This is a genomic window from Idiomarina sp. PL1-037 (assembly GCF_034422975.1).
Lineage (GTDB): Bacteria > Pseudomonadota > Gammaproteobacteria > Enterobacterales > Alteromonadaceae > Idiomarina.
In genome coordinates, this window is sequence record NZ_CP139873.1 from 2,307,467 (window position 1) to 2,332,596 (window position 25,130).

The 25,130-nt window shown below is 47.4% G+C and carries 20 protein-coding genes; 11 read left to right on the forward strand and 9 right to left on the reverse strand.

Translation table 11 applies throughout. The features are described from left to right. The first annotated feature begins 2 nt into the window (after positions 1–2). Positions 3–3,350 (forward strand): hybrid sensor histidine kinase/response regulator, encoded by a 3,348-nt coding sequence (locus U0358_RS10935; RefSeq protein WP_322406275.1) that lies wholly within the window; start codon positions 3–5, stop codon positions 3,348–3,350. On the opposite strand, the gene U0358_RS10940 is transcribed toward U0358_RS10935, so the two are convergent. Both U0358_RS10940 and U0358_RS10945 read right to left on the reverse strand, forming a co-directional pair. Beyond that, complete coding sequence (locus U0358_RS10940; protein ID WP_317497419.1) at positions 3,324–3,974, reverse strand: response regulator transcription factor; 651 nt, start codon at positions 3,972–3,974, stop codon at positions 3,324–3,326. The genes U0358_RS10935 and U0358_RS10940 overlap by 27 nt on opposite strands. Before the next feature lie 98 nt (positions 3,975–4,072). Next, the gene (locus tag U0358_RS10945; RefSeq protein WP_322406276.1) at positions 4,073–6,280 is read right to left on the reverse strand and encodes a TonB-dependent receptor; all 2,208 of its coding nucleotides are present in this window, start codon (positions 6,278–6,280) and stop codon (positions 4,073–4,075) included. Between the two features lie 214 nt (positions 6,281–6,494). On the opposite strand from U0358_RS10945, the gene U0358_RS10950 reads away from it, so the two are divergent. The 3 genes from U0358_RS10950 to U0358_RS10960 are packed head-to-tail and all read left to right on the forward strand — an operon-like array spanning position 6,495 to position 10,614. Continuing rightward, positions 6,495–7,787 (forward strand): GntP family permease, encoded by a 1,293-nt coding sequence (locus U0358_RS10950; protein ID WP_322406277.1) that lies wholly within the window; start codon positions 6,495–6,497, stop codon positions 7,785–7,787. 23 nt (positions 7,788–7,810) lie between these two features. After that, positions 7,811–9,439 carry a long-chain fatty acid--CoA ligase gene (locus U0358_RS10955; RefSeq protein WP_322406278.1) on the forward strand — a complete coding sequence of 543 codons (1,629 nt, stop codon included), beginning with the start codon at positions 7,811–7,813 and terminating at the stop codon, positions 9,437–9,439. After that, on the forward strand, positions 9,436–10,614 hold the full coding sequence (locus U0358_RS10960; RefSeq protein WP_322406279.1) for an E22 family MetX-like putative esterase: 1,179 nt from the start codon (positions 9,436–9,438) through the stop codon (positions 10,612–10,614). Before U0358_RS10955 ends, U0358_RS10960 begins: the two co-directional genes overlap by 4 nt. A 12-nt stretch (positions 10,615–10,626) precedes the next feature. Here the strand turns inward: U0358_RS10960 and U0358_RS10965 are convergent, their stop codons facing one another. After that, on the reverse strand, positions 10,627–12,378 hold the full coding sequence (locus tag U0358_RS10965; RefSeq protein ID WP_322406280.1) for a TIGR03545 family protein: 1,752 nt from the start codon (positions 12,376–12,378) through the stop codon (positions 10,627–10,629). A 2-nt stretch (positions 12,379–12,380) separates the two neighbouring features. Next, entirely contained in the window at positions 12,381–12,887 is a 507-nt protein-coding gene (locus U0358_RS10970) for a DUF2062 domain-containing protein (RefSeq protein WP_317497425.1), read from the reverse strand. Between the two features lie 143 nt (positions 12,888–13,030). Here U0358_RS10970 and U0358_RS10975 point away from each other — a divergent pair, with 143 nt between their 5' ends. Continuing rightward, on the forward strand, positions 13,031–14,491 hold the full coding sequence (locus U0358_RS10975; protein WP_322406281.1) for a RimK family ATP-grasp domain-containing protein: 1,461 nt from the start codon (positions 13,031–13,033) through the stop codon (positions 14,489–14,491). Further along, positions 14,481–14,948 (forward strand): GNAT family N-acetyltransferase, encoded by a 468-nt coding sequence (locus U0358_RS10980; RefSeq protein WP_322406282.1) that lies wholly within the window; start codon positions 14,481–14,483, stop codon positions 14,946–14,948. Before U0358_RS10975 ends, U0358_RS10980 begins: the two co-directional genes overlap by 11 nt. Here U0358_RS10980 and glpQ read toward each other — a convergent pair. Then, positions 14,923–15,942 carry a glycerophosphodiester phosphodiesterase gene (glpQ, locus tag U0358_RS10985; RefSeq protein WP_322406283.1) on the reverse strand — a complete coding sequence of 340 codons (1,020 nt, stop codon included), beginning with the start codon at positions 15,940–15,942 and terminating at the stop codon, positions 14,923–14,925. The two genes, U0358_RS10980 and glpQ, sit on opposite strands and share 26 nt — an antisense overlap. Then, positions 15,935–16,987 carry a cysteine synthase A gene (locus U0358_RS10990; RefSeq protein ID WP_322406284.1) on the reverse strand — a complete coding sequence of 351 codons (1,053 nt, stop codon included), beginning with the start codon at positions 16,985–16,987 and terminating at the stop codon, positions 15,935–15,937. The genes glpQ and U0358_RS10990 overlap by 8 nt, the downstream gene beginning before the upstream one ends. Positions 16,988–17,208: 221 nt before the next feature. Between U0358_RS10990 and U0358_RS10995 the strand changes: the two genes are divergently transcribed. The 3 genes from U0358_RS10995 (at position 17,209) to cfa (ending at position 19,930) form a co-directional block, all read left to right on the forward strand. Beyond that, complete coding sequence (locus U0358_RS10995) at positions 17,209–17,547, forward strand: P-II family nitrogen regulator (RefSeq protein ID WP_317497430.1); 339 nt, start codon at positions 17,209–17,211, stop codon at positions 17,545–17,547. Positions 17,548–17,557: 10 nt separating this feature from the next. Next, entirely contained in the window at positions 17,558–18,739 is a 1,182-nt protein-coding gene (locus U0358_RS11000; protein ID WP_322406285.1) for an ammonium transporter AmtB, read from the forward strand. Between the two features lie 75 nt (positions 18,740–18,814). Further along, positions 18,815–19,930: a cyclopropane fatty acyl phospholipid synthase gene (gene cfa, locus U0358_RS11005; RefSeq protein WP_322406286.1), complete on the forward strand. Its 1,116-nt coding sequence runs from the start codon at positions 18,815–18,817 to the stop codon at positions 19,928–19,930. Positions 19,931–19,951: 21 nt separating this feature from the next. Here cfa and U0358_RS11010 read toward each other — a convergent pair whose 3' ends face one another. Next, the gene (locus U0358_RS11010; protein WP_322406287.1) at positions 19,952–20,986 is read right to left on the reverse strand and encodes an AI-2E family transporter; all 1,035 of its coding nucleotides are present in this window, start codon (positions 20,984–20,986) and stop codon (positions 19,952–19,954) included. 799 nt (positions 20,987–21,785) lie between these two features. On the opposite strand from U0358_RS11010, the gene U0358_RS11015 reads away from it, so the two are divergent. Together U0358_RS11015 and U0358_RS11020 are read left to right on the forward strand one after the other, a co-directional pair. Then, positions 21,786–21,938 (forward strand): diguanylate cyclase domain-containing protein, encoded by a 153-nt coding sequence (locus tag U0358_RS11015; RefSeq protein WP_322407476.1) that lies wholly within the window; start codon positions 21,786–21,788, stop codon positions 21,936–21,938. A gap of 95 nt (positions 21,939–22,033) precedes the next feature. Further along, positions 22,034–22,357 (forward strand): EAL domain-containing protein, encoded by a 324-nt coding sequence (locus U0358_RS11020; protein ID WP_322406288.1) that lies wholly within the window; start codon positions 22,034–22,036, stop codon positions 22,355–22,357. A 75-nt stretch (positions 22,358–22,432) separates the two neighbouring features. On the opposite strand, the gene U0358_RS11025 is transcribed toward U0358_RS11020, so the two are convergent. Then, positions 22,433–23,014 carry a gamma-glutamylcyclotransferase gene (locus U0358_RS11025; RefSeq protein ID WP_322406289.1) on the reverse strand — a complete coding sequence of 194 codons (582 nt, stop codon included), beginning with the start codon at positions 23,012–23,014 and terminating at the stop codon, positions 22,433–22,435. Positions 23,015–23,085: 71 nt separating this feature from the next. Continuing rightward, positions 23,086–25,005 (reverse strand): hypothetical protein, encoded by a 1,920-nt coding sequence (locus tag U0358_RS11030; RefSeq protein ID WP_322406290.1) that lies wholly within the window; start codon positions 25,003–25,005, stop codon positions 23,086–23,088. Between the last annotated feature and the right edge of the window lie 125 nt (positions 25,006–25,130).

Sequence of the window (25,130 nt, forward strand, 5' to 3'; positions counted from 1 at the left end):
TTATGTTGAGCATCGAAGTCACCGTTTTTGCTGCAATTGCTTATTTAACGATTTTGTTTAGCATTGCCTACCGCGGTGACCGTGCTGCATCCAACCGGGTAAAACCCTATCGCTACGCCTTAGCACAGGGAGTGCATTGCACCTCATGGGCTTTTTTTGGAACCATTACCCAATCTGCCTATTACGGTTGGGCTTTTGCGCCAACCTACGCGGGCGCGATTACTGTTTTTATTTTGCTGCACGGCCTACAACTCAAGCTTCTCAATTACGCCAAACACCAAAACATCACATCTATTGCCGATCTAATCGGCACTCGCTACGGTAAATCCCCCGTATTGGCCGGTGTCGTTGCCATTACCGCTTTTATAGCCGTTGTTCCTTATATTTCTCTACAGCTTCGTGCTGTCACCTCAAGCTTCGCTGCTGTTACAGGTTTTGATAACAACCCGTCCTGGCGGTTTGATTTATCTTTTCTGGTTGCTTTAACCATGATCGGATTCGGCTTTCTGTTTGGTACGCGCCGCCTGAGTCTGGCAGAACAACACTCCGGATTGATGGACGCCATAGCCTTCGAGTCTCTGGTAAAGCTTGCTGCATTTATTATTGTCGGTTTATTTGCCAGTTATACCGTATTCGATGGACTGGCCGACCTTTTTCAGACAAGTTTTCAAACCACACATACTCAGGAAGTTCTGGCTGGACGCGAATACGGAGGTTACGTCTTCGTCGTACACATGTTGCTTGGCGGATTGTCGATGTTTTGTCTACCGCGGCAGTTTCATGTCAGCTACGTCGAGAACACCCATTCCGATGAATTAAAAACTGCGCGCTGGGCTTTTCCTTTATACCTTTTTGCTATTAATTTTTTTATATTGCCACTGGCATTAAGTGCTCTACTCCTGGCTCCGGAGCAGGCCAGTCAAGATACCTTTATGCTCGCCATCCCGTTAATAATGGATAGCCCCGGCATCACGCTTGTCGCATTTATTGGCGGTTTGTCAGCAGCCACCAGCATGGTGATTATCGCGCTGCTCGCACTGAGTATTATGCTTTCTAACGACGTTATCATGCCCGTCTGGCTGCGCATGACACGACAAAAGCTCCGACAATTTAGCTTCACACCCACCCGCATTCTCTACATTCGCCGTATGACAATGGTCGTGGTTATGTTGATGGCCTACCTCTATTATCAGGCCACTATCGAATCTATGCCGCTGGTCAATTCAGGGCTACTGTCTCTGGCACTGCTGGCCCAGTTGGCTCCGGCTATCTTAGCCACAGTGGTATGGCGCAACGCCACACAAACAGGCGTATTAGCCGGATTAGCCGTGGGCACAACCTTGTGGTTAACACTGCTACTCATTCCCTCTATCGGGCGCCAGCCGCAAGTTTCAGATATCGATATTGCTAATGGTGTTCTTATAAGCCTTGGTGCAAATTTGGTCTGTTTCTGGCTATTTTCTGTTATCAGCCGAAATGTTCAGGCTGAAACACCTAAACTGGACAACAGCGATAGTTATGTTCAGCAGCCCAGCCTAACCTGGGCTCGTTTGCGTTCTCTTCTTTCACGATTTTATGACGACCAACAACTCGCTTCTATTCAACAGCGCTTACGAATGGACTTACTCACTCCAGAAGGCCAGTCGATGGTCCCTGCACCAATGCTAGTTCGTATCGAGCGTGAACTGTCAGCTGTCATTGGCACTTCAGCCAGCCGGTTACTACTGGACACTGTGTCTGAACAACAGGAGTTTCCTGTATCCCGGGTTGTTGACTGGGCTACGGAAGCTTCCCGCCTTTATCAGTTCAACCGCGAACTGCTGCAGGCATCGGTTGAAAATATTCCACAAGGTATCAGCGTCGTCGATCAGAAACTCAGGTTAGTTGCCTGGAACCGACGTTATCTGGAAATTTTTGCTTATCCTGATGGCTTAGTCCGCTCAGGTATGCCCGTTGAAGAGCTATTACGTTATAACGCCAAACGCGGCCTTCTAAACACCACTGAAAACGGCGATGTTGAAGGTGAAATTCAAAAACGCCTAAATTACTTGCGGGCAGGGAGCACTTATCATTACCAACGACAGCAGGGCGCTCTAACCGTTGAGCTACAGGGGAATCCGATGCCAGGAGGCGGTTTTGTCACCACCTACAGCGATATTACCGAACGAATTGAGGCACAGAAACAGCTGCAGAAAATTAACCAAGAACTGGAAAATCGGGTTGATGAGCGTACCCAACAGCTACTGTCAGCAAAGCAGGCCGAAGAAAGAGCCCATGAGAGTAAATCTCGGTTTTTCACCGCGGTAAGTCACGACTTAATGCAGCCATTTAACGCTGCCAGCTTATTTTGCGAGATGCTGCAGTCCCGGCTTCCAGAGCAACATTTGCCATTGGCACAAAACATTCAACGGTCGCTAGAACATGCTGAAGAGCTGCTCACCATGCTGCTCGACATGACCAAACTGGACACAGGGAACTTACAGCCGGATCACCAACTCTTTTCTGTTGACCAGGCTTTACAGCCCTTAGCTGAACGTTACCAGATGATGGCAAAAGAAAAGCACTTACAGCTTAGCTACCACAAAAGCTCAGCTCTGGTAAACACTGACCGAAAGTTGTTAACGCGCATTGTTCAGAACTTACTTTCTAATGCCCTGCGTTACACTGAGAAGGGCCGAATTGTATTGGGTTTCCGTCGGCACCAAAACTCTTTGACAATCTGTATCATCGATACTGGTGCTGGTATCCCTGAACACAAACAAAAAGAGATATTCCGGGAATTTCATCAATTGCAGTCCAGTGGTGATAATCCCGGACTCGGCCTTGGCCTATCAATTGTAGAGCGAATGTGTCGGCTTTTGAAAATAGATTTGAGTTTGTCCTCCAGCCCCGGGAGAGGAACCGCTTTTAGTCTGACACTGCCTGTAGCTGGCTGGCAGAAAGAACCACAGCCCGTGGCTATTCAAAATTATTCAATTGATGAACAGTTACTCCGAGGTATGCGAGTTCTGGTAATTGATAACGACCCTCAGGTATTGGCGGCGACAGCTGGTCTATTAACTGACTGGGGCGCCGAAACACAGACCGCCGCAGACTTAAGACAGGCGAGCACGCATACCCCCTGCGATCTTATTTTAGCGGATTATCATTTAGATAACGGCAACACCGGGGTTGAATTGGTCATTGCAATGAGAAAAGCGTGGGGTACCGATACACCAGCGATTATAAACTCTGCCGATCCCGATGAACTATTGCGGGAACAAGCGTTAGACATTAACGCGCATTTTATTCCAAAACCCTTGAAAAGCGGCGCGTTGAAGCGGTTACTCAAACGTATCCGACGTATCTAGCATTTGTCGAAATAAGATTCCCGCCTGAGTGCGGTTAACGCATTTAAGTTTGCGCAGAATTGCAGAAGCATGCTGCTTTATGGTGGTTTCCTGAACCCCGAGTTCGTAGGCGATTTGCTTATTCAGCAACCCATCTGCGATGCATTGTAGAACCTTGAACTGCTGCGGAGTTAATTGTTCTAACTTATTTGCGAAATCACTTATCTCGGCATCGGGTTCAGATAAGTTAATAGCCCGCATTGACTCAGGTAGCCAGTTGTCTCCGGCTAATACGGTAGCCACTGCCGTTTGCCATTCCGGTAAGGGCACTGATTTGGGAATATAGCCACTTGCCCCCAATGCCATTGCCTGACGTATAACCCGAGTATCTTCATTAGCAGAAACAATAACGACAAGAATATCAGGAAATTGACTTCGCAAAACAGTGAGTCCGGTAAGTCCCCTGTTACCCGGCATAGAAAGATCAAGAAAAACCAATTCAATTTGGGGAAACTGCAACAGTAATTGCTCCAACTGAGAAAAGCTGGAAGCTTCAATAATCTCGCTTTTTAAACTGTCGCTGAGTGCCTGCTTCATTGCCGCTCGAAAAAGCGGATGATCATCAGCGATAATTGCTCTGGCCATATTTCCTGCTAACGTTATTGGTTGTTTCATGACCATGCTATCGACTTAGAAGAAAAAAGCCAGCGATACCTATGAAGACGGTAGCGCTGGCAAAAGCATCAGAAGCGATAACCAACTGACAGCGATACAGTACGAGGATTACCGTAATAGCCAGTCACAATATTTTCTCCAAAGGTTGAGCCAAAGTTGTATCCTGATAAGCGATACTCTTTATCAAACACATTTTTTGCATGCAAACCAACCGTCCAATTCGACGAATCTGAGTACCAAACTAAACTGGTATTTACCAATGAATAGGACTCTTCATCCAGCGGAGACGGCTCTTCAAATATTTGAGTTTCATCTCGGTAAGACACAGCGCCTGACCAGACGAGAGCCCCACCTGATAGAGTGAACTCCTGATTGAAACCAAGATTGGCTGTTAGCTCTGGCGTATTGGGGAATGACCAACGATTTGAAACATCTTCGACTTGCTGAGTGTTTGGATTGAAGAACGCGACTTCATCAAATTCTGCATTAATATAACCAATGGAACCCGTAAAGTTCAGTGTTGATGTTGCAGCAAAACTACTTTCTAGCTCTACCCCCTTCACAGTTGAATCCGCCGCATTCAATACTTGTGAAGCCACACCGTTGGGAACAGCGCGCTGAACCGTTACCTGCATATCCTGATAATCGGAGTAAAAGGTTGAAGCATTCAGTCTCAAACGACCATCAAGAAGCTCGCTTTTCACACCAATTTCATAAGTATCAACGACTTCTGGGTCATAAGGGTTTTGGGCATCAGGGTTTAGCGACACGTCCGCACGCATATCAACCCCACCTGATTTGAAGCCATTGCTGTAACTGGCATAAAACATCAGGTTTGGATCCATTTGATAGCGAATACTGGCGTGTGGCGAGAACTTGCTCCAGTCTGCTTTTGTACTGAAGTCCGAGTTCACAGCTATAGGATCAGCTGAGTAATCACCCCGATCCAAAAATTTTACGCCAGCATACGTATAGCGGAAGACATCAGCATCCTTCTCATCACGAGTGTATCGACCACCCAGCGTTAAAGCCCATTGCTCATCTATCTGATAAGTCCCCTGTCCAAACAAAGCGGCACTTGAGGTATCAACACACCCCCCATTATCGATAGTTAAATCCAGTAAACCCAGTACGGTGCCGAAAGCACCACAAGCTTCACCTTCATAAAAATAAAGTCCGCTAATGAAGTTAAATCTATCGCTGCTGTAATTTAACTGAAATTCCTGCGTAGTCTGTTCGTCTTCATAAACTGCAGGCACTAATAAGACCGGGTTCACCGTCGAGTCAAAATCAATATTTGTATCGGTATTGCCTTCACGATATGCCGTCACCGATTTAAACGCCCAGGAACTATCAATATCCCAATCGACAGTTACTGAGTATCCCTCAGTTTCAACGCTGTTGTCGGTTGGCATTGCGGTGTAAGAATCAAACACATCATCCAATGCAGGTTCTGTGCTTAATAGGCTCGGTTGTAAGCGATGACCACCTCTTGCATTCGAATCATCCTGCGTCCAGTCTGCCGCAAACTTCACGGAAACATCTTTGGAAGCAAGCCATTTCGCGTTTATACGCCCTGTCATTAACTCTTTATTATAGTTTTCAGCGCCAGTATTAACGAACTCACCAAAACCATCACGGTTTAAAGTGGCAAAAGCACCACCAATAAAGAAATTATCTGCCAACGCGGTCTGACCTGATACTTTTAAATCACGCTGATTATGAGTACCCACTGTGCCTTTAATTTCAAGCTCGTTGTAACCAGTTAGCTCGCGGGTCACATATTTCATCGCTCCGCCAATGGTGTTTTTTCCGTACAAAGTACCCTGCGGTCCACGCAAAACTTCCACACGCTGCACGTCCAGTACTTCTAATACAGCGCCCTGAGGCCGAGCGACATAAACATCGTCAATGTAAATACCGACGCCAGGCTCGAACCCCCAAAGTGGATCCTGCTGACCAATACCCCTAATATAAGCCGTTAAGGTAGAGTTGGTGCCCCGGCTGACCTGAAAAGTAGTATTGGGCATTTTGAACTGCAGCTCGGTAATGTCTTCAATGCCACTTTGCTCCAGCTCTTGTTCGCCAAAGGCGCTAACTGACACTGGCACTTCCTGCAAACTCTCGTTGGTACGACGCGCGGTCACTTCAATTCGCTCTAGTTTGCCATCTTCAACTGCAGCATTTTCACTCTGCTGCGCCAGAACCACAGGACTACTAAGCAACGTTGTTACTGCTACTGCAATGAGTGATTTCTGAAATTTGGGTTGTTTCATTGTTGTTCCCCTGACAAATAATGTCGTTGTATTTGTTATTTGTATTTACAGCAATTTAGCGTTTCAGAGTCATGGCTGCTTATTAACCTAGCGCAAATTGTTAAGATTGTGATCTGTACCATAGTACTATAGGGTCAAATCCCTTTATCACGCACAATACATCCATGCAGCGATTCAGAGCATGGCCCGTTTTCTTTTCGTTGCGAGGTAACTCATGTTAAGTATGATTGGTTTGGTTGGCGGCCTTGTGTTGCTTATCGTACTCACTTTAAGAGGGATGAACCTGTTTATCAGTGCCCCTCTATGCGCTGTTATAGTTGCATTGTGTAGCGGAGTGCCGCTACTGACCGGCGAGGTCAACTTCGTCAGCGCCTATATGGATGGTTTTGCCAGCTTTGTCGCCGCCTGGTTCTTTATGTTCTTACTCGGCTCTATGTTTGGTAAGTTCATGGAGGATACCGGAGCCGCGGACAGTGTCGCGCGTTGGATCATCAATAAGCTAGGTCGTAAACAGGCAGTTTTGGCGGTGGTATTGGCCTGTGCAATTTTAACCTATGGCGGTGTCAGCGTTTTTGTCGTCGCTTTTTCTGTTTACCCAATGGCGCTCAGTTTATTTAAAGATGCCAACTTACCTCGTCGTTTTATTCCGGCCGCATTGGCGTTTGGGTCTGTTACTTTTACTATGACCTCAGCAGGGTCACCGGAAATCCAAAACTGGATACCCGTAAAATACCTCGGTACGTCACCTTATGCTGCGTGGGAAGTCAGTCTGGTGGTCGCCGTATTAATGGCAACTTTTGGTTACTGGTGGTTAAGAAAGATTATTAACCGCGCTATAGCCAATGGTGAAACGTTCGAAGCACGTGAAGGTGACCCGGTATTGCTGGAGCGCCAGCTGCCGTCCCCTATTAGCGGCTTAGTTCCTTTGTTAGTGGTGCTGGGTCTCTCTTTTACCTTTCACGACACTTTGCAGCAGAACGCGTTAATTGTTGCTTTGCTGGGCGGTGTAATTGCTATTGCAGTCATAAACTTTAAACACTTTCATAAACCGCAAACCGCCATTCATGAAGCCACCACAGGGGCTTTAGTGGCTATCGGTAATACTGCAGCGGTAGTCGGTTTTGGCAGTATCGCCAAAATCACCCCAGCCTTTGATGCCGCCGTTACTGCCATGACCAGCTTGCCAGGCAACGAGTTGGTGGGCGCAGCAGTTGCTGTCAGTGTTATTGCCGGATTAACCGGATCAGCATCTGGTGGGCAGGCTATCGCTTTACCTGAAGTCGGTCCGCATTATATGGCCGCAGGCGTTAACCCCGAACAATTGCACCGTATTGTTTCGATATCTTCAGGTGCGCTGGATTCACTACCGCACAACGGTTACGTGGTCACGACTATTCGCGCTATTTGTAACGAGAAGCACAGTGCTGCTTATTGGGCGGTTGCCGCAGTTACTGTTGTGGTGCCATTAATGGGTCTGGCCGTGGCCATTGGACTGTTCATGCTGTAACCCGGCAGTAAGGGGATTTGACCATGTTAGGAAATATGATGAAACGACCGCTGCAGATTATCGATTTACTGAAATTTGCAGCAAACCGCCACCCCAAACAGGAAATCGTCACACGACGGTTGGAAGGGGATATTCACCGTTACGGCTACTCAGATTGCTGGCAACGATGCGGACAATTAGCCCATGCGCTGAAAAAATTGGGTGTACAGCCCGGCGAACGAGTAGCCAGTCTGGCCTGGAACACCTACCGTCACATGGAACTTTATTATGCAGTAAGTGGCAGCGGCGCGGTCATGCATACCGTAAACCCTCGCTTATTCGGCGAGCAAATTGCGTGGATTCTGAACCATGCAGAGAGCGGCTGGGTATTTGTCGATTTAAGTTTCGTAGAACTATTAGAATCAATAAAAGCTGAGTTACCTAAAGTCAAAGGCTATGTGGTTATGACCGACAGAGCCCATATGCCAAAGACCCGACTGAAAAACGTGCTCTGCTATGAAGAGCTTTTAGCGCCGGAACCCACAACTTTTGACTGGCCAGATGTTGATGAAGACAACGCCGCATTGCTTTGTTACACCTCGGGTACCACAGGTAACCCTAAAGGCGTATTGGCTTCGCACCGTGCTATGGTATTACACGCGCAGGCAACCGTTAGTCCCGACATGCTGGATTTACGCTGCGATACCGTACTGATGCCTATGGTCACTATGTATCATGTAGCCGCCTGGGGTGCTCCATATGCGGGCCCATTATCCGGCTGCAAGTTAGTATTTACCGGCGATGGCACATCAGGTGAAGCCATGGCCGATATGATACGCAGCGAGAAAGTCACTGTTGGCTTAGGCGTCCCCACCATTTGGCTAACCTTACATAACTATTTAACCGAACAAAAGCTGCGTGTCCCTTCGCTGCAACGCGTTTGTGTTGGCGGCGCGGCGTCTCCAATAGGATTAGTCAAAACTTACGATCAGCAATACGATGTTTACTGGCAACCTATTTGGGGCATGACGGAAACCGGCCCCTTGGTTCATTCGGTGCCGCCGCAGGCCGACATTATTCTCCGCTCTAAAGAAGAGCAATACAAATTACAAACGACGGCAGGACGTCCGGTTTTCGGTATAGAACACCGCATTGTCGATGCCGAAGACAACCCTTTGCCAAACGACGGTGAAACCCGCGGGGAACTGCAAGTTCGTGGACACTGGATAGCCTCGCAGTATTTTCGTAATGACGATTTAAGTAGCTTTCCCGATGCTTGGTTAGCTACAGGTGATATTGCTGTTATCGACCCAGAAGGCTTTATGAAAGTAGTCGACCGTAAAAAAGATGTGATTAAAAGTGGCGGCGAATGGATAAGCTCATTAGATATAGAGAACTTTGTAAGTCAGCACCAGGCCGTTAATGAGTCCTGCGTGATTGGTGTGAAACACCCTAAATGGGATGAGCGCCCGCTGCTGCTGGTTGTACTGAATAAAGGCGAAAATTTATCGAAAGAGGACATTAAAAACTTTTTAAATGGAAAAATTGCACGCTGGTGGATGCCGGACGACGTGGTGTTCGTTGACGAACTGCCACACACAGGAACCGGCAAGCTAGTAAAAAATACATTACGTGAGCAGTACCAGAATTACTTACAGGAGAACGAATCATGAAACGGCTATGGACAACTTTTATAAGCCTTACGGTGCTGCTCATCAGCTTACCGCTAAGCGCTGACCAGTGGGTCGAAAAACAAAGCTTTACCATGGATAATTACACCACCCATGGAGGAGAAGCAATTAAAGATGTAAAAGTAGGCTGGGAAGCCTATGGCAAACTCAATGAAGCTAAAGACAACGTTATTCTGATTACTCACTTCTTTTCCGGGAACAGCCACGCTGCCGGCAAGTACAGCGAAGATGACCCACAAGCTGGCTACTGGGATGCCATTATTGGACCAGGCAAAGCAATTGATACCGACAAATACTACGTTATCAGCGTCGATTCGCTGGTCAACGCGTACCCTAATCTTCCCAATGTTATTACTACAGGCCCAGCCAGTATAAACCCGGACACAGGAAAACCCTACGGACTGGACTTTCCGGTAGTCACCATTCGCGACTTTGTGAACGTGCAAAAAGCACTACTGGAAGATTTAGGCATTAATAAATTGCACGCGGTGATTGGTGCATCCATGGGGTCATTGCAGGCCATTGAATGGGCAGCAGCTTATCCGGACTGGGTTGAACGCATGGTGTCCGTCATCGGCGCAGGCTCACTGGACGCCTGGACCATTATGGGACTGGAACAATGGGCACAAGCCATTAAGCTGGACCCTAACTGGAACGGCGGTAATTACTATGACGGCGACGCACCTTTAGACGGCATTACTATGGCACAGGCGATGATCACCCACGGTGCTATGCATCCGGAGTACATTAACCAGGCAGTGCCTAAACAGGAAACTCTACCTGAGAAAGGACTGGAGTCGGTAACTAATGAGCTGCCCGCGGTAGAATGGTTATACGGAGCCAGCCGTGAGCGCGCGCCTTTGGCTGATGCGAACCACATTCTTTACCTAGTGCGGGCGAATCAGTTGTTTGTGGCCGGTCATCAGGAAACTCTGGAACAAGGGTTAGAAAATATTTCAGCCAAAACCCTATTTCTTCCCTCCAGTAACGACTTGCTGTTAATGCCCTACATGGCAGAACAAACTTCAAGCAAGCTCAGGAAAATGGGTAAAGAAGTTCAATACGAAGAAATTAGTGGTCCCTGGGGACATTTAAACGGGTTGTTTTCTATTCAACAAAAAGCCGGGCTACTCAGCGAGTTTTTAACTACAGAGTAACCCGGACGAGACTCAAGAGCCGCCAAACAGGCGGCCCTTAAGTTTATCTTTAAGACTGTCTCTAACTTTAGCTTTTAACAACTCTTCCAGTTGTTTGCTCCGTTCACCAGACTCATTATCCCATTGAGTGAGGTTTTCCAGGAGGCCTTGCTGACCACCTAATTGCTCAGACACTTTTGCAGTTAAGTCTGCTTTTATTTCAGCCAGTTTTTCGTCCGCTTCACCCATCGCAGATTGAGCCAACGCATCGCCTAGCTGGTCATCTAAATCGGATTCAAAACTCAGCGACGGCCGTTGGATATCACCGCCAATGTTAGTGGTAATATCTAAACGCTGTAGTTGCGTTAACGCAACCGCAACCGCAGAGGTCAGTTTGCTGCTGCCTTCGGCTTCTAAATCAAGCTTCAGCATGCGTACCATGGCTTTGCCGTCCAGTTTGTTCTCACGAACTAGCACGGTTCCATCACTGTCCATCATTGACGATATAATATTGGCACTGAGTTCGCTGCTGTTGCTAAGCCCAAGGTTATTCAGTTTTGCGCCTTTCAACTGCCATTGCTGTTTCGCATCAATACCCATATCTGTCAGCGACAGTTCACCATTAAGGTTAAACGCATTCCACAAGTCACTGTTATCAGCACGAGCCTGATACGTCGTCGGCTGACCCAGTAAATTATGCTGGTGGGTAATATTTTGCCAGTCGACATCAATAACCGTACCGCCAACCATAAATTCAGTACGCGCCTTCTTAATTAAAAACTCCGGTGGTGCATTCTCATCGGCAAAGGAAATTTTCTGCCCCTCGCCGCGAACCGGCTCTACCGTTGCAGAGTTGTCTGAACGCGCCAGCATAGGCCCCAGCTGTTCATAGGCCAGAAGTACGTACTTACTCCACTCCCGGGCTCTTTCGCCTAATAACAAGCCAGTCACATTCTCTAAACCGCTTCCGTCCAGACTGAAAAACGACTTTATTCGGTCAATATCATTACCCGGCGCATTCTTAAGTTCGGCTATCTGCTGTTGCACCACCTCTTTCGCCTGCTTCACTTCATCACGAAAATTGCTGACAGCTTCTTTGTCTGTGCGAATCGAGTCTTTTAACTCATCTAAAGCTTTTTTTCTTGCCGCAATATCCCCCAGACCTTCCACTTTGCCTTCGGTTATCTGCTTAATTTTCTCTTCGTATTCTTTTATCTTATCTTTACTCGGCAAAGCTTCTCTGGCGGCTTTAACCTCTTGCTCTTGCTGCTCATAGGCTGCTTTTGCTTCGCCAATCACCGTTTCCGTACGTAAATCAACCTGGCCGACAATTTCGTCCACAGAAGGTAAGGAGGTGGTCAGTTTATCCCAGGACTGGTTAGCCCAATTTTGTACATCTTCTTTGTCTGGCATGACATAAACGTCACCCTCGCTTTCTCGTGGCTGGTTAACACGCACGCCGGTCATAGTCAGCTGTTCAATTAATGTTCGGCCAAGTACTATTTCTGTAGGGCTAATGTCAGCTGAAGCTTCACCAACCTGAACGCGGTTATTTTTTGGTTCGTTAGGGTCGGTCACCTGAATACCAGCCATGGTAAGGGATAAGGGCACCCAAGTATGCTCGACACGCTCAATATTAACCTCAGCGCCGTTCAGTCTTCCCAGCGTATGCTCTAATGTGACTTTTATAATAGCGTCCAGAAACAACCAGGAAATAGCGACCAACAACAATACGAACCCGGCGAAAACGGCCAATCCTGGCCAGCGAATGATACTGCGCTTCATACTCACCCCCTCAAGTCCGTATAAATCTGCCAGAAACGGCTACCGCGAATAACCTGCACCACGCGTAGTTTCATTATTCGAGCCTGAATTCTTTTACGATAATTGGCAATAACCCAGTAACTCAACGCTGCGACTACCGGCGCGGCAATCAACGCGATAACAAAGCTGCCCATGGTAATAGTATGATTAAACATGGACAGGCGTCCTAATGCAGTCGCATACAGTGCTTCATAAATGCCCTGCCAGCCTGACGCTTCTAATAAGCTCAAACCGACACTGTGGAACCAGGGGTCCAGCAGGTAAGCAATACCCGAGAAAATACCAAAAGACACAATGAATAGACTGAGGTTTACGCGAAATATTAGCGCCGCCAATAAAATGACTAAGTTATGAATTCGCCATAGCGGTGTTATCCCCATAAACATTCCTAATACTACAGCTAACGCCAGTGCCCAGGCACTGGTTTCGGAATTCAAAGCTTTTAACAGCTTTGCCAGAATTGTCAGCATTCACCTGACTCCTTTGATAAAGATAAAACAGCAAATCTGCTTGTTATCCGTCGTCTTTCTAATATAGTGTGAGTTGCTTTTATTACGCAAATAATAAGCAAATAACTTATATAATTTTTAACGGCTTCTGAGTACTTTACGACATGCAGCAACACGTTCACCTTATCATAGATAATGCCGCCGACTGGCAGCCTTATTACCCAAGTCAAAGCTTACTCACCGCAAGTGAATACTTACAATCAGCACACTTGCAGAGTCGTTATCATGTCTTAAATTTGTGTAACGACCTATCTTACCTGTCAACCGGCTATTATGTTAGTCTGCTGGCAGAGGCTCGTGGACAAAAAGTTATGCCGTCGGTTGCGACCATTAATGATCTGAGTAACTTCTCTCACTATCAGTTACTGATTAATACCGCCGACCGATCACTCACTAAATATTTGCAGAGCCGTGACGAAAAATCCCTGTCGTTACTGATTTGTTTTGGCTTATGCGAACAGCCTGAGCTCGCTTCTTTTGCTCGCCAAATATTTGAGCGCTACGCCTGCCCTATTTTAAAAGTTGAGCTGGAATTTAATGGCCGCTGGCACATTAACAAACTAACCTCAGGTGCACTGAACCAGTTAACGGACGAACAACAAAGCTTTTTTGGTAACTCACTGGATCATTTCAGTAAACGTGTGTGGCGCAAAGCGCGTATCCGCAAAGAATACCGTTTTGATTTGGCCATTTTGTATAACCCGGACGAGGCCATTCCAACCAGCGACAAAAAAGCGCTGGCACAATTTATTAAAGCCGCGAAAGAGGCCGACATTGAAGCTGAGCTGATTACCGCAAACGACTTCAACCGTTTGCTGGAGTTTGATGCGCTTTTTATACGGGAAACCACCCGCATTAACCACTATACCTACCACTTTGCAAAAAAAGCCGAAGCCAATGGTATGGTCGTTATTGATCACCCGGAATCCATTGTTAAGTGTGCCAATAAGGTGTTCTTAAAAGAGTTACTGGATAAACATAAGGTGGCGACACCAAAAACAGAACTCTTGTTGAGTCAGTCAGAAATTGATTACGAAGCAATAGGCGAGCGCCTGGGTTATCCGGTGGTGCTGAAGATTCCTGACGGCTCATTTTCTATTGGCGTGGAAAAAGCAGAAGACTTAGCCCAGTTTAAAAAAGTAGCAACGGAGCTTTTTAAGCAGTCCACTATACTGCTGGCGCAAGAGTACATGAGAACCGACTACGACTGGCGTATTGGTGTGCTGAATAACCGCCCCATCTATGCGTGTCAGTACTTTATGGCGCGTAACCATTGGCAAATTTATAATCACAGCGAATCGTCATCCCGTGGTAAAAGCGGTTCTTTTTCCACTTTAGGCGTGCATCAGGCTCCTAAAGATGTGGTGCGTCTGGCATTACAGGCAACTCGCTTAATTGGCGACGGCCTGTACGGTGTGGATATTAAGCAAACACCACAAGGCCCGGTAGTTATTGAAATTAACGACAACCCGTCAATTGAGTCTGGTGTGGAAGACAAACACTTAGGCTATGAGCTTTACCGGCTGATTATGGCTGATTTTGGACGACGCCTGGATGAATACTGAGTTTTGCATTGAGCGGGCAAACAAAAATGACCTTGAACAATTAATCTCTTTAGAGCGTGCGACTTTTAATTACAGCTGTATTAGCCGTCGCAGTTTTAAGCGGGTAATTGAGTCCAGCCACAATTACTGTTGGGTAGCACGTTCAGGTAACGACCTAGCCGGGTACGCTATTGCCTTTACCCGGCGTAACAGCAAAGTATGGCGCTTATACTCCATAGCCGTAGCTCAGAGTTTTCGTGGTTTAGGAGTAGGCAATCTGCTGATGAACAAGATACTGAGCGAAGCGAAGAGCGGTGGCGCTAATGCCATGTCGCTGGAAGTGAAAAGCGACAACAAGGCCGCAATTCACTGGTATCAAAGCTGTGGCTTCGAAACCATCGATATTCTGCCGGAATACTACGATGACGGCAGCGACGGTTTTAAGATGCGTTTTACTTTTTATCCGGGAAGTCAGTAAATACGCCCTCTACGCCAGCTTGTTTTAACCACTGGCGTAATTGCGCATGAGACTCCACACCTTTTGGTAAGTTATCGGCCCGCAGGGTATAAACATGAACATCCAGGCCTTTCTCTTCCGCAGACTTTAAAACGCTGTCCCATTCAGGCTCACCGTTCTCCGACACTCCGGTCAATACGTGGTTTACCCACAAGCCAATACCTTCAGCGTAGCTTTTTACTGACTCCAGCCCGGCGCCAGTGCGCATCGCACTGTAATCAATATCGGTTTCTCCCCAGTTATTGTCGCCCACCAGCTGAATTAACGGAAAGTCCCAGTTAAATTCACGTTTTAAGCGACGTAGCACTTCCGGGTCAAAAGACTGCAGATAAACCGGTGTCGGGCGTTTGTCGTGGTAGCCGTTGTGGGCTAAAACAGACATCACTGCCGCCGTCGCATCGTACCCTTGCTGCTGATACCAGCGCGGAGATTTGATCTCGACATAAATGCCTGTCGACATACTCCGGACGCGGTTCAGCTCCTGAATCAGTTTGATTTCCTCATCCAGTGTTTGTATCGGAAACTGAACGTCAGGGTGAGAAAACCGCTTAGGGTAAACCAGCTCATAATCTTTATGCCGGGCAACAATGGTTAGCTGCTTAAGTTCTTCCAAGGAAAAATCGACCACATAGTATTTGCCATCAGGCCGGTGTTTTTCCGGGAACACCTCCGACACATTCGTCACATGATCCAGAATTTCATCGTGCAGAACCACCGGAACACCATCGCGGCTCAGTTGCACGTCCTGCTCTATATAATCCGCTCCCAGACCATGAGCCATAACGGCGCTGGCCTGAGTGTGCTCGGGTAAATAACCGGATGCGCCACGATGCGCAATATCCAGGAACTGCGGAACTTTAAGGTCATGAAACGGTGCATCCGGCATCTCGTCCTGCGCCTGAACTGCGGTTGCTGATACCAATAAAAACAAACACCCGAAGATACGTTTAGTCATTGTTCCAGTTAACCTCTAATACCTTATCGCCTAGCTCGCGATAACGCTTCATTAATACGTCAATGGATTCCGGATCAGGGTTTAACCCGCGTCCGCGCAAATATTCCGGGTTGTACAGTTTACTTACTGAACGTTCACCTAAGTCACAGGAGAAGGTCACAATGCGGTGCCCCGGACCTTTTCGTAAAGCCGCAGCCAATGCGCCAGCAACGTTCAGAGCCGAGCTACTCCCCAGAACAATACCATCTTCGTCTCTGATATAACGTGACAGGGTCACTAAATCTTGATCGGGCAAATTGACCGCGTGATCAATGCGTGCCTGGCGGAAGTTATCGACTAACCGCATAATGCCGATGCCCTCGGTCATAGAGCCGCCATTCGACACATACTCGCCACTGCGTAAAAACTCATAAATACCGGAGCCATTCGGATCAACCACCCAAACATCCAGCCCCGGATTCTGTTCTTTTAAGAAACGTGAGTTACCGCCAATGGTGCCGCCGGTTCCGGCCACAGACACTAAAACGTCTATTTTTCCTTCGGTTTGCTCCCATATTTCGGGGCCGGTATGAAGGTAATGCGCACGAGCATTACTGGTGTTTTCAAACTGGTTAGCCCACCAGCAATCATCGCGTTCTTCCGCTAAACGCCGAGCGGTATGGTAAAAGTGGTTTTCATTTTTAAAGGGAACCGGGTCAACCGCCATCAGCTCACCACCATGCAAACGGATCATGCGCTCTTTTTCCGGTGTCTGGTCATTGGGCATAACCGCTAACATACGCAAGCCATAAGACTTTGCCACCACAGCCAGACCAATACCGGTGTTACCCGCGGTACCTTCAACCACCGTCATACCCGGCTTTAATTCGCCGCGTTCCATAGCGTCATCAATCAGTTGCTTAGCCGCCCGATCTTTAATGGAGCCGCCCGGATTCTGGAACTCGCATTTAATAAAAATATCGCATCCGGTTAAATCAGACAGCGACGGTATACGAAGTAAATCCGTCTGCCCGATAAGATCGCTCTGCCGCGCGCCAACTCTCATGCCACTGCACCTTTTATCATTCGCTACTGTAGGTAAATAGTATCTCCCCTGTACTCTTTTGGTTCAATAGCACTTTTGGTGCAGTGCACAAAAGGAGCGCACGTTTTTTGTGCAGAAAAATCACAAGAGGATTATTTATCAATAAATATCAGTAAGTTAAGTTATGGCACACTTCATGAATTAAAAGGGTTGCTTAACACTATTTTAATAAGGAAAGCACCATGAAAATGCTCGTTGCGTTAATCAAACCCTTCAAGCTGGAGGATGTGAAGCAAGCGCTGTTTGAAATTGGCTGCAAAGGCCTGACAGTGTCTGAAGTTCGTGGAGTAGGACGGCAAAAGGGGCATACCGAGCTGTACCGGGGCGCCGAATATCAAGTCGACTTCCTGCCCAAAATGAAAATTGAACTGGCTGTACCCGACGAAACCGTCGAACGTGCTCTGGAAGTGGTCATTGCCGCTGCTCATACCGGCAATATCGGCGACGGAAAAATATTCGTTATGCCGCTGGAGCAATGCGTTCGCATACGCACCGGCGAAACCGACCAAGACGCCCTTTAAGGAGCCCATCATGGAAGCACAAAACTTACAACAACTTACTTTCGCGGTAGACACCTTTTACTTACTCATATCCGGGGCGCTGGTTATGTGGATGGCAGCCGGATTTTCCATGCTAGAAGCAGGTTTGGTCAGAAGTAAAAACACCACCGAAATTCTGACCAAAAATATCGCGCTTTACGCCATTGCCTGTATTACCTATCTGGTTATCGGTTACTCCGTGATGTACCCCAATCCTTCAACCTCAGCTTACGCGGCTGACGCCAATTTCTTTTTCCAGATGGTGTTCGTTGCCACCGCTATGTCCATTGTTTCTGGTGCCGTTGCAGAGCGTATGAAACTCATGAGCTTTCTACTGTTCTGCGTTGTGCTCAGCGCCGTTATTTATCCAGTGCAGGGCTTATGGACCTGGGGCGGTGGAATGCTGACTGAATGGGGCTTTGTCGACTTTGCTGGTTCCAGTATTGTGCATTTAACCGGTGCATCAGCGGCGCTTGCCGCGGTTCTTTTACTGGGGCCGCGTTCCGGTAAATACCTGAGTGACGGCAGTATCAACGCGTTACCCGGCTCTAATATGCCACTGGCTGCACTGGGTACTTTTATTCTCTGGTTTGGCTGGTTTGGTTTTAACGGCGGCTCGCAGTTAGCGTTAAGCAGCGTTGACGATGCCAATGCCATAGCTCGAGCCATGGTAAACACGAATACCTCAGCCGCAGCTGGTACTGTCGCCACCCTGCTGTTTACTAAGTTGCTGTGGAAAAAAGCCGACTTAACCATGATTTTGAACGGTGCCTTAGCCGGGCTGGTAGCCATTACTGCGCAACCAGTCACGCCGGAACCCTGGCTTGCCGGCGTTATCGGCTTTATTGCGGGGCTTATTGTCGTGCTCTCCATTATTGGGCTGGATAAACTCCACATTGACGATCCGGTCGGTGCTATTTCGGTACACGGTGTGGTCGGTATTTTCGGTACTCTTGTGGTCCCGCTTAGCGATGACGGTGCCAGCTTTGTTATTCAGTTAGCCGGTGTCGGTACCATTTTCTGCTGGGTGTTTTTCAGTAGTCTTATTGTCTGGGCTATACTCAAGCTTGTACTGGGCATTCGTGTGACTAAAGAGCAGGAGTATATCGGTTTAGATCAAGTCGATTGCGGCGTCGAAGCCTACCCTGAGTTTACATCGAAAAAAGATGGGTAAAAGGCTCTTTATTGCCAGTTTCGCCCATTCTTGATAACGTTTTTAACCATCATTTTCCGGAATGGGCGAACAAATATGTCGACATCACGTGAGTATGTTGAAGAGCTTTTATCGAAAGCAGATATCCGAATTAACGGTGACAGGGCCTGGGACATGCAGGTTCACGATGAAACCGTATATGATCAGGCACTGTCGCGCGGTAACCTCGGCCTGGGTGAATCCTATATGGCTCGTTTGTGGGACGCCGAATCACTTGACCAATTTTTCTTCAAATTACTGCGCTCCGGCATTCAGGATGAAGTTAACCCCGCCCGCCTTATTTTCCATTCTTTAAAAAGCCGAGTTTTCAACTTACAAAGTAAATCCAAGGCCTGGGAGGTTGGTCAGCATCATTATGACATGGGCAATGACCTTTATCAGTCGATGCTCGATGAGCGCATGGTGTACACCTGTGGTTACTGGGAAAAAGCCAAAGACGTTGATGAAGCACAACGACACAAACTTGAACTGTGCTGCAAAAAGCTGGGACTGAAGCCTGGCATGCGTGTTCTTGATATTGGTTGTGGCTGGGGCAGCTTCATGCAGTATGCCGCTGAAAACTATGGTGTCGAATGTGTTGGTGTCACTATCTCTAAAGAGCAGGTCGCCCTTGGCAAGGAGCGCTGCAAAGGCCTGCCGGTAGAATTCCGGCTACAAGACTACCGCGAGCTGGACGAGCAGTTCGACCGCGTTATCAGCTTAGGAATGTTTGAGCATGTCGGTCAGAAAAACTACGACGACTATATGGATGTAGCCCTGCGCTGCACCAAAGAAGACGGCCTGTTCCTGCTGCACACTATTGGTAAAAATGTCAGTGACACCGCCGCAGACCCGTGGATAAGCAAGTACATTTTCCCGAATGGAGAAATTCCGTCTATTACGCAAATTGGCACAGCATTGGAAGAAAAGTTTGTCTGCGAAGACTTACACAACTTTGGTGCCGACTACGATAAAACCTTAATGGCCTGGTTTAAGAATTTCGATGACGCCTGGCCGTCTATTAAGTCACAGTTTGATGACGAATTTTACCGTATGTGGAAATACTATTTACTGTCCTGCGCGGGTGCGTTCCGTGCGCGTGACATTCAGTTGTGGCAATGGGTGTTATCTCCTAAAGGAAGGGTTGGAGGATATTTACGGCCTCAACTTTAAGAGGCCGTATTAACCCTGCCACTAAAATTCTGTCATGAAGATATTCCAGAAGACCAAGAAGAGGGCTGCAATTAGCGGCCCTAAAACAAAACCGGTAATACCAAACAACGACATACCACCTAAAGTAGAAAACAGCACCAGATAATCCGGTAATTTCGTATCACGACCAACCAAAATTGGGCGCAGTACGTTATCGGCCAGACCTATCACTACTGCGCCGTAGGCGACGAGTATGGTGGCGGCTATCCAGCTGCCTGTCGCGTACAAATAAATAGATACCGGTAACCATACCAAACTGGCACCAACCGCCGGAATTAACGACAAGAAAGCCATGACGACACCCCATAGCAGGGCGCCTGGAATACCCAGCAAGGCGAAAATTACACCACCTAATGCCCCCTGAACTATGGCAACAACAATGTTTCCTTTCACTGTCGCCCGGGTAACACCAGCAAACTTGCTAAAAAGCATGCGCTCGCGCTCATCACCTAAAGGTAATGCTTTCACCATCAGGTTAATTAAAGACTCTCCGTCTCTTAGCAGAAAAAAGGTTAGATAAATCATCAACCCTAGACTGATAAGAAAAGAAAACGTATTTTGGCCAAAGGCTAAGGCCTCTTCGGCTAAGAATTTACTGCCACTGGCTGCGCCCGAAGATAATTTTTCCCGCACATCACTGGCTTTAATCTCAAACTGAGAAAGCAAGTCACTAATAACCGGAAACGCTTTCTGAACGTCATCAAAGAGCTTACCCGGGTTAATCTTGCCTTCGTCCAGCCGCTGGTAAAAATCCACTCCCTCCTGGACAAAGGAATATGAAATACCCAAGGCAGGGATCACCATGATAACTAATGCAATCAGCAAAGTTACAAGAGCTGCCCTATTGCGTTTGTTTCCAAATTTCTTTTTCAGTTTTTGTTGTAGTGGATAAAAAATAACAGCCACCACACAAGCCCAAAAAATGGCGCCCCAAAACGGTATAAGTACCCAGGCAAAGGCTATACTGACTATAACCATTGTCAGTAAAAATGCCCGCCTTTCTAAAGATTCCCGCATAGCTCGTTCCTTGATGTTAATGATTCTCGGCTCAAATACTTGACAGAAGTTAAGATTGATAACAACCTCAAGATAGCTAACTGCCTAATTTATCACAACTGATAAGAATAAATGCCTAAATCAGAAGACCCAAACAGCTTTACCAGCTGGCTCAAAGAAAGTGTCGTCGACTTCACGGAGATGAACGCCGAGAAGCAGGTACGAAAACCATCTTAATTCAATGGGAGCCATGGGTATTTGTCATATTATCCGTCGTTTTCCTGTTTTTCTTTATTCGACGGATTTGGTTTTTAAGGTTTAAAAAGTCTCGGGAATTATTGCACAGCTACCTTGGCAACAGTCCGACCGTGCACTACGAGGTTAAGGCTATTGATTCAGGTTTCTGCGTCGACTGGGTAAGCACAAACTGCGAACGTATTCTTGGGTACGGGACGAAGTACGTCGTAGTAGCCAGAAACCTCTGCGTTTTCAGGCATCGCACTACTGGATGCGCACCGCCGAATAATAGCTATTGATACGCCATTTACTGAAATTTCCTGCTTAAACGAATCTGGGTGTCTGAATTAAAAACTTGAGGAACTACTGGCAGCAACGGAAATTGATGAAACTAACGAAGACTTCCCCTGCAACCAGAGTATTCTGATTGTCGGTCATAATAAGGGTAACCAACGTTACTCCGCTATTTTTACTATTCGTGAAGCCCCGGCGAGTTTTCCCGGGAGAGCTGCCTACATTGCAACCCTAAACGATGTCACACGGATGAAATTGCAACAGCGGCAGGTTGACTGCCGTCATTATGATGAATGTTAATAATTTTCATCAGGTCAATGACCGGTATGGTCATCATATTGGCGATAAAATTTTACAACGCCTGGCGCTTAGGTTAAAAAAGCGGTTCCCCTCGGTACCAAACTTTATAATCTTGGTGGTGATGAATTTGCCGTCGTTTTGAATCATATTGCTGAATACATCGATATTCAGAACATCATTTTACAAATTCAGGCCGCGTAAGAACCCCCATTCATATTGTTGGGCAGCGAGCGGCAAGTGCAACTGGCTGCCAGCATTGGTGTCAGTGTTTACCCGCTCGACGGCTACGATGCCGAAAAGCTCCTCGCTCAAGCCAATTTGGCCATGAATTCTGCTAAAGACGAGCACAACGAGAACAACGCTTACTTTAAGCAAGAGCTGGAAACCCGCTCTTGCGATGAGGTTCAATTAGAAGAAGATGTCCGTAGTGTTTTGCAGACCGAGCAAATGCAGTTGGTTTATCAGCCTGTGCTTAACATGGAAAAGCATGTGATCGGCGTTGAAGCTCTGCTACGCTGGGAGCACCCCGACCTCGGTACATTAAAACCCGACCAATTTTAGCTACACTCACCGAATTCGGCTGCCATTACTGGCAGGGTGAGCTCTATAAGTTACCGCAAACCGCCGACACCGTCTTTATTCAGGACAGAGACTAGACTGGTCTGCCATTAAAGCCTCATAAACTTGCGTAATATGCGGGTCATTGACGTCCAGTTGTTGTAGCGCCAACTGTAATTTAACCAGGTATTCGGCATTGGGCCCGCTGGGCCCGGACGAACGAGCTATATGGCTGGCAATTTCCGGTGCTGTAGCCTCGCCAAGAAACGCTTCGTTGTCTTCTGTTGCAATATAAACAAGACCCTCTTGTTGGCTACCGTCACGAAAAGTCATAGGCGTAGTGAACCTTAAGTAGCCGTTTTTCTCACGGTGGTCTAAATGCTCAAACACATCGGGTGAAACTTTGTAGGCCATTCCGGTGCACGCTTCGCCCGGAGTCTCTATTAAAGTCAGTACCCTGCCCGGAGCTTCGGGTGTACCCCGATGGTCATGTGACCCTTGCCAGAAACGTCGCGACCACCCTTCTATTGAAGCAGCCGCCCGTTCCAGATACGGAAAGTCGACTTTATAAATCAGTGATCCATAACCAAATAACCAGACAGCCTCCAGGCCACTTAAGTCCTGCCGCTCTTTATTCATTGCAATGGTATCGTGTAACATACTGCTTAGCCTCCACCTTGGTAGCAGGTGCAGACGGGCAAAGCACCCGCCTGCGGCTTTAACACAGGAAACTAACGTTCTTTGTCGGTTTCAGTGTCGTTGTCTGAGCCCAACTCTTCCTGTTGACGAAGGTAACCAGCGGCTTCTTCGTCAGAAGTCTTAGCCTGTGACTGCTGTAGCCTTTCCTGGTCTGTCGGAATAGCGCGGGTCTGCTCATTTAACTGATGTATTTGAGAAGCATTGCCCAAATCGCGATTACTGGTAATGGAAGCAATAGACTCGCGGTCTTTCAGGAAGTCGATAACATCCTTGCGAATAGACGCCATTTGGTCATCCGATTTGTGCATCTCCAGAATGTGTCGCGGATGCTCCAGGTTTTTCATTCCTGTAGCAGCAAAAGTCGTCGACACAATGCGTGACACGATAACCCAGGGAGTAATGCTACTGCGCACCAATGTATTCTCTGATCGGGTACTGTCATGAATACCGGTACCAGTTGAGATTTTAGACTCAGTAAAGGTTCCTTCGCACTTAAAGTAGATAAGCATGGATTCAAACTGAATTTCCGCATAGAAAAGGTGCGCGATATTCGCCGATAAGCTCGCAAAAGCACGTAATACATAGCCGATAAGGTAGAAGTGGACGACAGTCATAAACACGCCTGCCAGGGTCATTAAGTCGTTATAAGGTGTGTCTTCACCCAACCGGTAGTTCATGCTGTCAAGAACCCTCACCAAATCGACCGCGGCATATGCTAAGAAAAAGGTAAAAAGCACGCCAATAATGAACAGACTATTACCCAACAGCAAACTGACCAAACGCGACTTATCAAATAACCCGCCCAGTCCCATAGGTTTTACCTGAGGCTGAATTTCCTGAATCATCTCGCCGCTAAAGGCGCCTTTGCCGTCAACGTGTTCCTTTAAGTTAGGGTCCAGTTCACGGTAAACCCGGTTTGGCACTTCGCGATACCGGCGATTCGCCATAACCAGGTTGTCCAGGTTGATAAAAATCTCTTTAGGATGCACCGACTCCTGCCAATTTTCCCTTAATTCAGATACTTCAGAAACAGGATTCGCATGAGCTAAACGTCTTTTCAGCAACACAACAGTGACAACAGTACAAATCAAAGCACCAACAAAGACAGCAAACAAGTACCAACCCGCGTGAAAGTCCGGCAAAGCCGCATAATATTGCTCGACCGTTGCTGCTGTAACGTTTGTTGCGGTCAACCACCAAGTTACGACCAGTCCAACCACAACGGGCAGCAATAATGCGAAGGCAATAATCTTGGCCAAACTGCCACTGCCCATTGAGTCAATAGTCTGCTCCGCACCACGGGATATCGCCTTACCAGCAGCCTTCCATACGTGCATGATATAAAGCGTTAATAAAACAGTATAGACAGGAAAAGCCAGCACACCTGCGTCTCCGGCAAAGCCTGCCAGGGACACAAAAGCAGCAAAGCCAAACGCAACCATTGCGGTAAGAGTGCGCACCCAGGCACCTAACAGGCGTTGCGCCATGTTACGAATGGGGTAAGGCATAAACAGCAATTTGGGAAATACCGTGTGAGCTATTCGAGCCAGTAAGCCTTTGGGCTCAATAAAGGTGCTGTTTTTGCGGCCCATAAGCATTTCTTCCAGAGCCTGATCGTTATAAGCAACATAACGCGACTCTTCCTGCGCAGTACTGCGCTCAGATTTACTAAAGTTAGGAGCCAGTGAAGTAGGGTGATTACGGCCAACAAAGTAGCGCAGCATTGCCATAATGCCGCCGCTCAGTACTTTTATACCTACGGCCAGAAGTGAAATACCGAAAATAGCCAGTACCCAACCCATAATCGGGTCTTGCTTTACAGAACCAGCACCCGCTATTAGCAAATACACGCCAAACAGCGATTGCACAACCCCACGAATACTCGTTACCAAACCTTCGGTTTTAAACGGGTTTTTTAACCCCAGATCAATCGAACCGTAATCAAACGCCACCGGATTTCTCCTACTCAATGCCTGCTGAAAATAAAGGCTTTAGGTTAGCGGTTAGCGAGTAACTGAGCAATAGAAAAAAATTGGTTCATAAAGCGAAAATATAGTTGGCTTTCAAAATAAACGAT